The organism is Azoarcus sp. KH32C, from assembly GCF_000349945.1.
Taxonomy (GTDB): Bacteria; Pseudomonadota; Gammaproteobacteria; order Burkholderiales; family Rhodocyclaceae; genus Aromatoleum.
In genome coordinates this window covers 4,872,185-4,884,978 of record NC_020516.1, presented here as the reverse complement: position 1 = coordinate 4,884,978, position 12,794 = coordinate 4,872,185, and the positions used below count along the sequence as shown (strand labels likewise).

12 protein-coding genes are annotated in these 12,794 nt (G+C 65.2%); 5 read left to right on the top strand and 7 right to left on the bottom strand.

Features of this window, described 5'->3' with window-relative positions; translation table 11 throughout:
- Positions 1-3: 3 nt before the first annotated feature.
- Positions 4-654, bottom strand: coding sequence for a hypothetical protein (locus AZKH_RS21965; protein ID WP_015438008.1), 651 nt, complete (start codon positions 652-654; stop codon positions 4-6).
- A 143-nt stretch (positions 655-797) separates the two neighbouring features.
- Here AZKH_RS21965 and AZKH_RS21960 point away from each other — a divergent pair, with 143 nt between their 5' ends.
- A complete protein-coding gene (locus AZKH_RS21960) occupies positions 798-2,729 on the top strand; it encodes an ATP-binding cassette domain-containing protein (RefSeq protein WP_015438007.1) in 1,932 nt (643 codons plus the stop codon).
- A 13-nt stretch (positions 2,730-2,742) separates the two neighbouring features.
- On the opposite strand, the gene AZKH_RS21955 is transcribed toward AZKH_RS21960, so the two are convergent.
- Positions 2,743-3,951: an HD-GYP domain-containing protein gene (locus AZKH_RS21955; protein ID WP_015438006.1), complete on the bottom strand. Its 1,209-nt coding sequence runs from the start codon at positions 3,949-3,951 to the stop codon at positions 2,743-2,745.
- A gap of 146 nt (positions 3,952-4,097) precedes the next feature.
- Here AZKH_RS21955 and ilvA point away from each other — a divergent pair, with 146 nt between their 5' ends.
- From ilvA to purU, 3 genes are all read left to right on the top strand, one after another.
- A complete protein-coding gene (gene ilvA, locus AZKH_RS21950) occupies positions 4,098-5,336 on the top strand; it encodes a threonine ammonia-lyase (protein ID WP_015438005.1) in 1,239 nt (412 codons plus the stop codon).
- 300 nt (positions 5,337-5,636) lie between these two features.
- Positions 5,637-6,248 carry a bifunctional phosphoserine phosphatase/homoserine phosphotransferase ThrH gene (gene thrH, locus AZKH_RS21945; protein ID WP_015438004.1) on the top strand — a complete coding sequence of 204 codons (612 nt, stop codon included), beginning with the start codon at positions 5,637-5,639 and terminating at the stop codon, positions 6,246-6,248.
- 12 nt (positions 6,249-6,260) lie between these two features.
- Positions 6,261-7,136 carry a formyltetrahydrofolate deformylase gene (gene purU / locus AZKH_RS21940; RefSeq protein ID WP_015438003.1) on the top strand — a complete coding sequence of 292 codons (876 nt, stop codon included), beginning with the start codon at positions 6,261-6,263 and terminating at the stop codon, positions 7,134-7,136.
- Between the two features lie 42 nt (positions 7,137-7,178).
- On the opposite strand, the gene AZKH_RS21935 is transcribed toward purU, so the two are convergent.
- From AZKH_RS21935 to AZKH_RS21915, 5 genes are all read right to left on the bottom strand, one after another.
- The gene (locus AZKH_RS21935) at positions 7,179-8,813 is read right to left on the bottom strand and encodes a methyl-accepting chemotaxis protein (protein WP_015438002.1); all 1,635 of its coding nucleotides are present in this window, start codon (positions 8,811-8,813) and stop codon (positions 7,179-7,181) included.
- Between the two features lie 63 nt (positions 8,814-8,876).
- Positions 8,877-9,326: a rhodanese-like domain-containing protein gene (locus tag AZKH_RS21930; protein WP_015438001.1), complete on the bottom strand. Its 450-nt coding sequence runs from the start codon at positions 9,324-9,326 to the stop codon at positions 8,877-8,879.
- Positions 9,327-9,543: 217 nt separating this feature from the next.
- The gene (locus AZKH_RS21925; RefSeq protein WP_015438000.1) at positions 9,544-11,004 is read right to left on the bottom strand and encodes an ammonium transporter; all 1,461 of its coding nucleotides are present in this window, start codon (positions 11,002-11,004) and stop codon (positions 9,544-9,546) included.
- A gap of 15 nt (positions 11,005-11,019) precedes the next feature.
- Positions 11,020-11,358, bottom strand: coding sequence for a P-II family nitrogen regulator (gene glnK / locus AZKH_RS21920; RefSeq protein ID WP_015437999.1), 339 nt, complete (start codon positions 11,356-11,358; stop codon positions 11,020-11,022).
- 50 nt (positions 11,359-11,408) lie between these two features.
- Positions 11,409-12,170, bottom strand: a complete 762-nt coding sequence (locus AZKH_RS21915) for a TorF family putative porin (protein ID WP_015437998.1) — start codon at positions 12,168-12,170, stop codon at positions 11,409-11,411.
- 322 nt (positions 12,171-12,492) lie between these two features.
- On the opposite strand from AZKH_RS21915, the gene AZKH_RS21910 reads away from it, so the two are divergent.
- Positions 12,493-12,747 carry an accessory factor UbiK family protein gene (locus AZKH_RS21910; protein ID WP_015437997.1) on the top strand — a complete coding sequence of 85 codons (255 nt, stop codon included), beginning with the start codon at positions 12,493-12,495 and terminating at the stop codon, positions 12,745-12,747.
- Positions 12,748-12,794 lie beyond the last annotated feature (47 nt).

Below are 12,794 nucleotides of genomic sequence, written 5' to 3'. Positions count from 1 at the left end.
CTCCTACTTGCCGCTTGCGCCCTGGGCACTCTCCTGTTCCTTCTGTGCCTTGTCTTCCTGATACTTGCGCAGCTTGCGGTCGTAGCGCTCCTTATCGCCACGGGCGGCCGCGGCGCGCTCGGCCGCATCCGCGTTAGCCTTCGCCCGCTCGCGGGCCTTGGCGGCATCCTTCACCTTTTGGGCGGCTTTCTGCTGCTCGACGGCCTTGACGGCGTTTTCCTGCCGTTCGCGCTGCGTCTCCGCCACTGACGGGTCGGGTGGCAGGACTTGCGCCGCGGGATCGGTTTCGGGAGCGGGACGGGTCGGCGCGTTGGTGCCCGCGCTGCGTCCGGATTCGGCCGCTGCACGGCGTTTCTGCCCCGTCTCGATCTTGCTTGCTTCGATTTCCATCTCACGCGCCTTGCGAACGGTCACAAGCCGCGCTTCCTTCGCCTTCGTGACGCAGCGATTGACCAGCACTGCCTTGCGACACGCGATCTGCTGCGCCTCGAGTTCAGCGTCGGCCTTGCCGCGCAATGATTTGGCGTCGTCGCGCAGCGCCGCGGCGCGGGCAAGTTCGGCGGCGTCCGCGTCCGCGGCGGCATCATCGGTCGCGTTGGCGGAAAGGGGCAGGGCGCATGCGAAGGCGAGCAGCAGGAGCGGAAGGCGGGGCACGATGTCGTGGAGCGATTGAAGACAGGGATGGCTAGGATAACGCCTTTGCCGCCGGATTCGCTGACCGCGGTTGCAGCCGGATACGATATGAGGCCGAGCGATCCCTTGCGTAGAATGTCGCCTTTGCCTTTCGAAGCATCGTCGTGATCCAGTTTCGTAACCTCCGCCTCGCGCGCGGCGCGAAAGTCCTCGTCGATAACGTCTCGCTGCAGATCCACCCCGGCTGGCGCGTCGGCCTGACCGGCGCCAACGGCACCGGCAAGTCCAGCCTCTTCGCACTGCTGCGCGGCGGCCTGCACCAGGACCAGGGAGATCTCGACATCCCCTCCGGCTGGCAGATCGCCCACGTCGCGCAGGAGACGCCGGCGCTCGCGAAGGCGGCGATCGAATACGTGCTCGACGGCGACGCCGAACTGCGCGACGTCGAGGCGAGGCTCGCGGCGGCCGAGGCGGCCCACGATGGCGCACACATCGGAGAACTGCACGCACGGCTGCACGAGATCGGCGGCTACGCGGCGCGTGCCCGCGCAGCGGCGCTCCTCGATGGCCTCGGCTTCGTCGGCAACGACGCGGAGCGGCCGGTGTCGGACTTCTCCGGCGGCTGGCGGATGCGGCTCAACCTCGCGCAGGCGCTGATGTGCCGTTCGGATCTCCTGCTCCTCGACGAACCGACGAACCACCTCGACCTCGACGCCGTGCTGTGGCTAGAGCAGTGGCTGCGCGACTACCGCGGCACGCTGATCCTGATCTCGCACGACCGGGAATTCCTCGACGCCTGCGTCACCCACATCGCCCACATCGAACAGCAGCGCCTGACGCTCTACACCGGCGGCTACTCCGACTTCGAGCGCCAGCGCGCCGAGCGCCTCGCGCAGCAGCAGTCGATGTTCGAGAAGCAGCAGCGCGAGATCGCGCACATCGAGGACTACATCCGCCGTTTCCGTGCGAAGGCCACCAAGGCCCGCCAGGCGCAGAGCCGCATCAAGGCGTTGGAGCGCATGGAGCGCATCGCCGCCGCGCACATCGACACGCCCTTCGGCTTCACCTTCCGCGACGCCCCGCCTGCGCCGGACCCCTTGCTGCAGATCGAGGATGGCGCCGTCGCCTACGGCGAGCGCACGGTGCTCGACCGCGTGCGCCTGACGCTGCGCCCGGGCGAGCGGGTGGGTCTCCTCGGCCGCAACGGCGCCGGCAAGTCGACGCTGATCAAGCTGCTTGCGGGCGGTCTGCCACTCGCCGACGGTACGCGCACCGAAGGCAAGGGCCTCGCGATCGGCTACTTCGCGCAGCATCAGCTCGAAACCCTGCGTCCCGACGAGTCGCCGCTGCAGCACCTCGCGCGCCTAGACCCCGCGGCGCGCGAACAGGAACTGCGCGACTATCTCGGCGGTTTCGACTTCCGCGGCGACGGCGTCGGCGGCACCTCGACGCCCGCGACGACCCCCTGCGGGCCGTTCTCCGGCGGCGAGAAGTCGCGCCTCGCGCTCGCGCTGATGATCTGGCAGCGGCCGAACCTGCTGTTGCTGGACGAGCCGACGAACCACCTCGATCTCGAAATGCGCCACGCGCTGACGCTCGCGATGCAGGACTACGAAGGCGGCATGGTGCTCGTGTCGCACGACCGGGCGCTCTTGCGGGCGACCTGCGACCGCTTCCTGCTCGTCGACGACGGCCGCATCCAGCCCTTCGACGGCGACCTCGACGACTACCGCGACTGGCTCGCCGAGCGCCGCGCGCAGGCGACCGAAGCTGCGAAGTGCCCCGACCGTGCCGCCGACAAGGCCGCGCGCAAGGCCGAACGCGAGCAATCCGCCGCCGAGCGCCAGGCGCGGCTCGCGACACGGCGCCCGCTCGTCAAGGAACTCGATCAGCTCGAAAAGAAGATGGCCGGCTGGCAGGGCGAGAAGAAGTTGCTGGATGCGCGTCTCGCCGATCCGGCACTGTATTCCTCCGGCGATACCAGTCAGCTGCAGACGCTGCTCAAGCGCCAGGCCGAGCTCGCCGAATGGATCGAGACCGCGGAACTGCGCTGGCTGGAAATCTCCGAAACGCTGGAGTCGCTGCCCGCCGACTGAACGCGGTTGCCGCTCAGCCCGCCGCGATCCACCGCGCCGGATCGATCTGCCACTTGTCGAAGTCTTCGTGTTCGATGATCACGTCCTTCGACTTCGCCAGGTCGAGGACCTGGGGCGTCAGGTAGCAGCGTCTGATCGCGTCGAACATCACGAGCACCGTCGGCTGCAGCAGGTGTTCCATGTTCTGCGCCTGCACGACGGCGAGCTTGCCACTTTCGAGGCGCACCAGCGATCCGCTCGGATAGATGCCGACCGAGCGGATGAAGGCGTGCACGAGCTTGGGGTCGAAGTGGTACTTGCTCCATTCGAGGAGCTTCCTCAGTGCCTGCGTCGGCGGCATGCCCTTGTGGTACACGCGGTTCGACGTGATCGCGTCATAGACGTCGACGATCGCCCCCATCTGACCGTACAGACTGATCTCGCTGCCCTTGAGCTTGTTCGGGTATCCCGTGCCGTCGAAACGCTCATGGTGCTCGGCGGCGACGTCGAGCGCGATCTCGCTGATGCCCGGCGTATGCTGCAGGATGATCTTGCTCTGCACGACGTGTGACTTCATCTTGTCGAACTCGGCGTCGGTCAGCTTCGCGGGCTTGTTGAGGATGCCGTCGGGCACCTTCGCCTTGCCGACGTCGTGCAGCAGCGCGCCGATCGAGATCTCCTTGATGACTTCGCGCGGCAGCTCGAGCGTGCGCGCGAAGCTCGTCAGCAATGCGCACACCGACACCGAGTGCATGAAAGTGTAGTCGTCATGGTCCTTCAGGTGCAGCAGCGGCAGCAGCGCGTCGGGCTGGCGGAAGATCGAGGCGACGATCTTCTCGACGAGCGGCTCGACCTTCTCCAGCTCGATCTGCTTGCCGATGCGCACGTCGCCCATGACGCCCCGCACGATCTGTTCCGCCTCGCCCTGCAGGCGGCGCGCCCGTTGGAGTTCGGCATCGCGCGAGACGCTTTCCAGCCGCGGCTGCGGCGCCGCTGCGATGTGGCCGAGCGTCGCATCGAGTTCGCTACGCCGGTCGTCCTCCGTCGGGGCATCCGCCACATCGCCGCCGCGCGAGGTGTCAATATAGATTTCATGCACCCCGATCTCGCCCACGCGGGCGACCGTTTCCGCGTCGGCGACGAGGAACTGGTTGCGGATGAAATCGTGATCGGTCCAGTCGCAATTCAGGTCATGGATGAACATGCCCGGTGCGAGCTGTTCGATGCGGATCAGTTTGATCATCTGGGGCGATGTCTGCGCTTAGATTGTTTCAGTGTATATCGGAATTGGTGTCGCGCTGGTTCGTGCGGCGCTGCAGCGGGCGCTTGCTGGCGGTTTGCGGGTAAATTAGCCCTCTTGCGCCACAAGCGCTCGATCAAGGACCCACAATGTCACCATCTTCCGTGCCGCTCGATCTTGCGGCCCTGCGTCTTGCCCAGGATCGCATCCGCGACGCCGTGATCCGCACCGTCCAGTGGCAGAACGACCCCCTGTCCGAAGAGCTCGGCGTGCCGCTGCGGCTCAAGCTCGAGAACCTGCAGCGCACGGGCTCCTTCAAGCTGCGCGGCGCGACGCACAAGATTGGCCGGCTGCTCGATTCGGACACGCCGCCCACCGGTGTCGTCGCGGCCTCGGCCGGCAACCACGCGCAAGGCGTCGCGCGCGCGGCGGCGCAGTGCGGCCTGCGCGCGGTGGTCGTGATGCCCACCAATGCGCCGCTGACGAAGATCCAGTCCTGCCGCAAACTCGGTGCCGACGTGCGCCTCGTCGGCGACAACCTCGAAGTCGCCGCCGACGAAGCGCGCCGGCTCGCGAAGGAGGAAGATCTCGCCTTCCTGCATCCCTACGACGACTGGGACGTGATCGCCGGCCAGGCGAGCTGCGGCCTCGAAATGCTCGAAGACGCACCCGACATGACGGTCGCGATCGTGCCGCTCGGCGGCGGCGGTCTGATCTCCGGCATCGCGCTCGCGCTCAAGCTGCAGAACCCGGCGATCCGGGTGATCGGGGTGCAGACCGAGACCGTCGCCCCGTGGCGCAACTTCCTGCGCGACGGTTCGCTGGAGGAGGTGCTGCCGGGTGCCCACACCATCGCCGACGGCATCAAGGTCAAGCGGCCCGGGCTGCTGACGCGCCAGGTCATCGCGCGCTACGTCGACGAGATCGTCACCGTCGACGACAACGCAATCGCCGAAGCCATCGTCACTTTGCTTGAACGCACCCGCACGATCGGGGAGGGCGCGGGCGTGGTCGGGCTCGCGGCGCTGATGCAGAAGAAGATCGTGCTGGCCCCGGACGACCGTGCGGTGGTCGTGATTTCGGGCGGCAACGTGGACATGACGCTCGTCGGGCGCTCGATCGACTACGGCCTCGCGTCGAGCGGCCGGCTGATGTGCGTCGCGGTGACGATCTCGGACGCCCCGGGACAGTTGCTGGGGCTCTTGAAGACGGTTGCGGAACTCGGCATGAACGTGCGCCATGTCGAACACCGGCGCGGCGAGCTGCACGTCGCGGTGGGCATGACCGAGGTGATCCTGCAGATGGAGACGCGTGACGCCGACCATCAGCGTGCGCTGCTGACGCAGCTTGCGACGCAGGGACTGCGGGTGCGCAATCTCCTCGTGTAAGTGTGTAACGAAACGCTGGCCGTGGACAGAAAAACGGGGCTGCCGAAGCAGCCCCGAAAATTGGCTCCATCGGGGCCAAAGGGTTACACCATTGCCCTCATTATAGGGCCTAATGTCAAAGACCGCGTGCGATATTCCCAGTTCCCGGATACAAGAAATAAATTTTTGTTACATGGTCGACGGGCCTCCGATGCCCTTGTCGTGACCCCCGTCGGACGCCGCTCGACGGCAAGCCGGCACGTGCCGCTCCCCGACTGTTAGAATCCGGTCTTTGCCCATCGCCGCTACAGGAATATTGCCGTGCAGATCGTCTGTCTCGACCTCGAAGGTGTGCTGGTTCCCGAAATCTGGATCGAATTCGCCGAGCGTACCGGCATCCCCGAACTGCGCCGCACGACGCGCGACGAGCCGAACTACGACACGTTGATGAAGTACCGCCTGAACATCCTGGCGGAAAGGAAGCTCGGCCTGCCCGACATCCAGGACGTCATCGCCAGCATGGGCCCGATGCCCGGCGCGCGCGACTTCCTCGACGACCTGCGCGCGAGCTACCAGGTCGTGATCCTGTCGGACACCTTCCAGGAATTCGCCAAGCCGCTGATGAAGCAGCTCGGCTGGCCGACGCTGCTGTGCCACTCGCTCGTCGCCGACGAGCAGGGCATGCTCGTCGACTACCGCCTGCGCATGCCGGACCAGAAGCGCGAAGCCGTCAAGCGCTTCAAGGAGCTGAAGCTCACCGTCGTTGCCGCGGGTGACTCCTACAACGACACGGCGATGCTGGGCGAAGCCCACGGCGGCATCCTGTTCCATCCGCCGGAAAACGTGATCCGCGAATTCCCGCAATTCCCGGTCACCCGCAGCTACCCCGAACTGCGCCGCGAGATCGACAAGGCCTTCGCGCGCGTCGCCTGACGGGCTCCCGCGATGCACCGCGAACGCTTCTACACCCTGTCGGCGTCCTGCCCCGACCGCGTCGGCATCGTCGCCCGCGTGTCGGGCTTCGTCGCCGAGCACAACGGCTGGATCCTCGAGACCTCGCTGCACGCCGAACCTCCGCGCGAGAATGAAGCGGTCGGGCGCTACTTCATGCGCATCGAGATCAAGGCCTCCTCGCTACCCTTCCACCTCGCCGAGTTCCGCGAGCGCTTCCGTCCGCTCGCGGAAGAGCTCGAGATGGAATGGACGATCACCGACTCGGCAGTCAAGAAGCGCGTGGTCGTGCTCGTGTCGAAGCAGGAGCACTGCCTCTACGATCTGCTCGCGCGCTGGCAGTCGAAGGAACTCGATATCGAGATCGCCTGCGTGATCTCGAACCACGACACCTTCCGCGGTTTCGTCGAGTGGCACGGCATCCCCTTCCACCATGTGCCGGTCACGGCGGACAACAAGGCCTCGGCCTACGCCGAAGTGCGCCGCATCTTCGAGGAAGTGCGTGGCGACACGATGGTGCTCGCGCGCTACATGCAGATTCTCGCGCCCGACCTGTGCGCCGCCTACCCGGGGCGCATCATCAACATCCACCACAGCTTCCTGCCGAGCTTCGTCGGCGCCAAGCCCTACCACCAGGCCTGGGCGAAGGGCGTAAAGCTGATTGGCGCGACCTGCCACTACGTCACGGCCGAACTCGACCAGGGCCCGATCATCGAGCAGGACGTGATCCGCATCGACCACTCGGATTCCGTCGACGACATGGTCCGCTACGGCAAGGACATCGAGAAGACGGTGCTCGCGCGCGGCCTGCGCTATCACCTCGAAGGCCGTGTGTTGCTGCACGGCAACAAGACCATCGTGTTCCGCTGAGCATGCCGCGGGGCGGCTACGGCGCCACCCCGGTCCATGCGTTCACGCGGTGCGGAAGCGCCCGACGACCTGGCGCAGGATATCCGCGCTCTTGGCGGATTCGTCGGCAGCCCCCGCCATCATGCCGATGGTCGTGCTGGTATGCTCGACCGCCTGCGAGATCGTTTCCATCCCGCTGGCGGTCTGGTCGGCGACGAGCTGCTGTTCCCGCGTCGAATGTGCAATCCCGCCCGCAAGGGTCGACACTTGCCGTGCCGCCGCGAGGATTTCGCCAAAGGCCGTCTCCAGGCGCACGATGGTGCGCATATCCTCCTCAACGTCGGAATCAACCTCGCGCATCGCCGATACGGCGCTGTCGGCCTGCTCTTCCACGGCGTGGATGATCGCTCCGATCTCCGCGGTGCTATGACCGGTGCGCTCGGCGAGCTTACGCACCTCGTCGGCGACCACCGCGAAGCCTCGTCCGGCCTCACCCGCACGCGCCGCCTCGATTGCCGCATTGAGCGCCAAGAGATTGGTTTGATCGGCGATCTCGCGGATCACTGTGGAGATCGCACTGATCTGTTGGATCGAGGCGGATAGTGCGCTCACGGCATCGGAGGAACGCGCTGCCGCCAGCTGTGCGCGGTCGGTGGTTGCGCGGCTCTCGCGCATGAGCTGCTCGCCGCTTTCCGCCGCCCGCTGTGCGCGTGCCGCTGCATCCGAGACTTGGGTTGAGCCGGAGGAGATCTCGGCTACCGAAACCGTCAGCTGCTGCATCGCGGCGGTCAGCTTCATCACTTCGCCGGATTGTGTCTCGGCCCGGGTTCGGATGTCGGCCGCGCTCTGGCGGACGTGCCCGGACGCACCCGCCACCCGGTCCGAGCTCTCGCGCACGTGCGACATCGTCTCGCAAAGGGTTGCCAGCGTGTGGTTGATGGCTCCCGCCATTTCTCCCAATTCGTCGCTGCCTCGTGCCGTCGCCTTGGCCGTCAAGTCGCCCCGCGCGACGCAGTCGAGTGCATGCCGGATCTCGCCTAGTGAGGCCGTGATCGAACGGATGATCCAGGCCGTGAACATTGTCAGCAGGGTGACCGCAGCTACGACCAGGCCGATCGCGATGCGGTTGAAGTGTTGTTCCTTGAGCTCGGCGTGGCGATAGACCTTCTCGACCTGCTGAGTGCGCAGGTCGATTAGCGCGGCCAGCGGCTTTGATACGCCGGTGATCACGACCGGCCAATCCTCTTCGAGGATGCCCGTGAGCAGCTCCTTGTCGTTCGCTGCAGCATATGACTCATCCAGTTTCCGGAACAGCGCAGGTAATTTCGCGATGCCCGCTTCCAAGGTTCCCGTCAGTTCGTGCTCTTCGCTGCCGTCGGGTGCCGCCATGCTTTGCTGCCGGTAGGCCGTCCAGAGTTTCGGCAGTGCTTCGCTGGCCTCCGCGAGGTGCCGTCGGGAGCCAGGGGCCGGCATCTGATCGGTAATGACTCCGGCAATGCGGAAGCGTATTTCACCGAGCAGATCGTGGATCTCGCGAATGTGCTGCAGCGGGATGACGTTCTCTTCGTAGACTTCGCGAAGCGCTTCGGTGGATGTCGCGTTGCCATGAAAAATCAGCGCCGAGAGCGCCACGATGATTGCCATGGCAAGGCCGGCGAGCGCGTGGAGTTTGGCCCTGAGGGATAGCTGAAGCCGCATGGATGTGCCTGCAGAGTGAAGGGGGCGGCGCGCCTCGCGCGGCCCCGGGACCGCCGTGCCGGATTACTTGATCGGGAAACCCTTGGCCTTCCACCCGGGAAGACCATCGCGCAGCCAATAGACCTTGCTGTGACCGGCTTTGATCGCCACCGTCGAGAGCTTGTAACTCTTCCAGCAGTCATGGCCGTTGCAGTACGTGACGAACCCGGCGGACTTGTCGGACGGCAGCTTCGTGAGGTCCACGGCGTCCTGCGCCGCATCGAAGTCGGGCGCCTTCGCGCTCTTTTCCTTGTAAGGCACGTTGATCGCGCCGTCGATATGCGCTTCGGCATATTCCGCGGCCGATCTGGCATCCACCACGATCACTCCCTTCGCCTGCAGCTCGCGCGCCTGCTCCGCTGATACGACGATCGCCCCGGCGAGGTTCGTCGGATTGTCGACGGCGCTTGCGGCCCCCATAACAAGGCTCAGCACGACGGTGGCGGTGACGCGGGAAAGGCATTGGCGACTCATGTATACCCCTTGGTGAAGATGGTCGGGAAAGCGGAAGCACCGAAGCCTATTAGATCGTTAGTAATATCTTTGGAACTCAGGTCACATACCTTCCTGCCATGGCGTGCTAGCGCTCGTGTTCAAACGACTAGCGAGTGCCCAAACGAAAACGGGCACCCCGAAGGGTGCCCGCTCCTGCGTGCCGGGTGGAGCAGCCCGGCGCGCCTTGATGCTCAGCTTACAGGTGGTAGGCGGTTTCGCCGTGCGACGTGATGTCGAGGCCTTCGCGTTCCTGGTCTTCCGGCACGCGCAGACCGATCAGCAGATCGACGATCTTGTAGCAGATGGCTGCCACGACGCCCGACCAGACGATCGCGACGCCGACGCCCCAGGCCTGGCTGGTGACCTGAGCGGCGAGGTCGAAGGAGCCGACTGCGTTCGCGACGTAGTCGTAGACCCCGGTGCCGCCGAGGTCCGGATCGACGAACACACCGGTCAGCATCGCACCGAGGATGCCGCCCACGCCATGCACGCCGAACACGTCGAGCGCGTCATCGGCACCGAGCATGCGCTTGAGGCCATTCACACCCCACAGGCAGACCACGCCGGCGAGCAGGCCGATCACGAGACCGCCCATCGGGCCGACCCAGCCGCAGGCCGGGGTGATCGCCACGAGGCCGGCGACGGCACCCGAAGCGGCGCCCAGCAGCGAGGGCTTACCCTTCATCATCCATTCGGCGAACATCCAGGACAGGGTGGCAGCGGCGGTCGCGACCATCGTGTTCAGGAAGGCCATCGCGGTCAGGCCGTTGGCTTCGAGGTTTGAACCGGCGTTGAAGCCGAACCAGCCCACCCACAGCATCGAGGCACCGATCATGGTCATCGTCAGCGAGTGCGGGGCCATCGATTCGCGGCCGTAGCCGACGCGCTTGCCGATCATGAAGGCACCGACCAGACCCGCCATCGCGGCGTTGATATGCACGACCGTACCGCCGGCGAAGTCGAGCGCACCCTTCTGGAACAGGAAGCCTGCGGTCGCGCCGGCGGCTTCACCCGCGGCTGCGTCGATGTAGGCATCCGGACCCGCCCAGTACCAGACCATGTGGGCCATCGGCAGGTAGGAGAAGGTGAACCACAGCACCATGAAGAGCAGCACGGCGGTGAATTTCATCCGCTCGGCGAAGGCGCCGATGATCAGGGCCGGGGTGATCGCCGCGAAAGTCGCCTGGAACACCACATAGACGAATTCGGGGATGCCCACGCCCTTGGTGAAGGTGGCCGCGACGGAATCGACGGTGATGCCCTTCAGGAAGACCTTCGATAGGCCGCCGAAGAACGCGTTCCCCTCGGTGAAGGCGACGCTGTAGCCATAGACGAACCACAGCACGATCATCAGCGAGAAGATCACGAAGACCTGCATCAGCACCGACAGCATGTTCTTCGAGCGCACGAGGCCGCCGTAGAACAGCGCGAGGCCCGGGATCGACATGAAGGCGACCAGCGCGGTGGAGATCAGCATCCAGGCGGTGTCGCCCTTGTTGACCGTCGCGGCGGCCGGGGCTGCGGCAGCGGCAGCCTCGGTCGCAGCCTTGGCGGCTTCGGCGACGGCAGCACCCGCAGCCGGTGCGTCATCGGCAAACGCGAGGCCGGTGAAGCCGACCGCCAGTATGGTCAGCAGGATTGCGAACAGTTTTTTCATGGTGAGCTATCTCCCTTACAGCGCGTCGGTGCCGGTTTCGCCGGTCCGGATGCGGATGGCCTGCTCGAGGTCGAAGACGAAGATCTTGCCGTCGCCGATCTTGCCGGTGGCGGCCGCCTTCTCGATGGCTTCGATGACCTGGTCGAGCAGTTCGCTGCGTACGGCGGCTTCGATCTTCACTTTCGGCAGGAAGTCGACGACGTATTCGGCACCGCGGTACAGCTCGGTGTGACCCTTCTGACGACCGAAGCCCTTGACCTCGGTCACCGTGATGCCCTGCACGCCGATCGCCGAGAGCGCTTCGCGCACTTCGTCGAGCTTGAACGGCTTGATGATGGCTGTGACGAATTTCATGTTGGTTTCCTTTCAATCATGCGGGGCAGTGGCCCCGCGGCGGAGCGCAATCAGAACGACTTGGCGACGCTGAAGATCACGCGCGGCTCGGCGATATCGACATGGTTGATGTCGGTGTCGACGTAGTGCAGGCCGAGGGTGACGCCCGCAATCGCCTTGGTTACGCCGATCTTCCAGTCGTTGTACGACTCGGCCGGGCCGGCGATGACCTGGCGGCCGAAGTGGGCGTTAAGGGTCCAGCCGTCAGCGATCTCATAGGCCGCCGACAGGTCGAGATACTTGCTGTTTTCCGAATCCGGCGCGCCGAACAGGTTCGTGAAGGCGTGCGAGTATTTGAAGGTCAGGAACTTGTACGACAGGCCGACGTAGCCTTCGAGGGTGTCCGGGCGCTTGGCGACCGAGGTGCGCCAGGTCTGGGTGTAGCGGCCCGGGTAGACGTATTGCAGCAGGCCGACGTCGTAGCCGAAGTCGCCGACGGTGCCCTTGTAGCCGCCATAGACGTCGACTTCGAGGCTGTTGTGCGAGGACTTGAAGGTGGCGCCGGCGTCGCGCGCGGCATCTTCGCCGTCACGGATCCAGGACACGTTCGAGCCCCACACGCCGACGTACAGGCCGCTCGAATGCGCGTAATCGAAACCGCCCTGCAGCGCCATCTTCTCGTCGGTCTGGCTGATACCGCGGTAGGCGTAGTCGGACACCAGCGAAACGTTGGCCGTGACCGGGTTGTCCGCGGCCTCTTCGGCGAAGGCGGAGCCGGTGGAGAGCAGCGGGAGCGCTGCAAGGACTGCGGTCGCGAGGATGCGCTTGTTCATATTGGACTCCTTGACGAGATGATTTTTTGGCAAGGACTGCTATGCATGCGCCGTGCCAGTTGAGGAATCGGTTGTGCAAGCCATTGATACAAAAAGAATAATCAGTTGATAACGACGTGCGAGCGAATACGACTTTTGTGCAGTTGCACACGGTGCCGCCGGTGATTGCACCATAGCAGTGCATTCATGTGCCGTCATGGTGCGAAAACAGTGCGTTGCGGCCTTGCTTGCCACAAACCAGGCACCGTCAGTGTGCAGAGGCTCGGCGTGCCGACTGGCATGCTAGACTTCTTGCCTTTCCGAAACGCATCTGAGGCTCCTCATGGCTGGTCCGCGCATCCTCGACGAAATCGGCTCCAAGCTCTCGGAACTTGCCGCGAGCAACCCTGCGCGGGATTTCGAAAAGAACGCCAAGGCACTGCTGGGCAGCATGTTCGGCCGCCTTGACCTCGTCACGCGCGAGGAATTCGACGTGCAGCGCGAACTGCTCGCCCACACTCGCCAGAAGCTCGCCGAACTCGAAGACCGTGTGGCCGGGCTCGAGCGCGAACTCGCACGCGCCCGCGACGAGGCCTGATCCGCTGCGGTCGACGGGCCGCGTTTCAGCATTCTGGAATAACTTCT

What these genes read in the sequence shown, in the direction of transcription:
- AZKH_RS21955 (WP_015438006.1), bottom strand. Translation starts at nt 3,951, where the DNA reads ATGATCAAACTGATCCGCATCGAACAGCTCGCACCGGGCATGTTCATC.
- AZKH_RS21925 (WP_015438000.1), bottom strand. Translation starts at nt 11,004, where the DNA reads ATGAAAAAACTGTTCGCAATCCTGCTGACCATACTGGCGGTCGGCTTC.
- glnK (WP_015437999.1), bottom strand. Translation starts at nt 11,358, where the DNA reads ATGAAATTCGTCACAGCCATCATCAAGCCGTTCAAGCTCGACGAAGTG.
- ilvA (WP_015438005.1), top strand. Translation starts at nt 4,098, where the DNA reads ATGTCACCATCTTCCGTGCCGCTCGATCTTGCGGCCCTGCGTCTTGCC.
- AZKH_RS21930 (WP_015438001.1), bottom strand. Translation starts at nt 9,326, where the DNA reads ATGAGTCGCCAATGCCTTTCCCGCGTCACCGCCACCGTCGTGCTGAGC.
- AZKH_RS21915 (WP_015437998.1), bottom strand. Translation starts at nt 12,170, where the DNA reads ATGAACAAGCGCATCCTCGCGACCGCAGTCCTTGCAGCGCTCCCGCTG.
- AZKH_RS21935 (WP_015438002.1), bottom strand. Translation starts at nt 8,813, where the DNA reads ATGCGGCTTCAGCTATCCCTCAGGGCCAAACTCCACGCGCTCGCCGGC.
- AZKH_RS21910 (WP_015437997.1), top strand. Translation starts at nt 12,493, where the DNA reads ATGGCTGGTCCGCGCATCCTCGACGAAATCGGCTCCAAGCTCTCGGAA.
- purU (WP_015438003.1), top strand. Translation starts at nt 6,261, where the DNA reads ATGCACCGCGAACGCTTCTACACCCTGTCGGCGTCCTGCCCCGACCGC.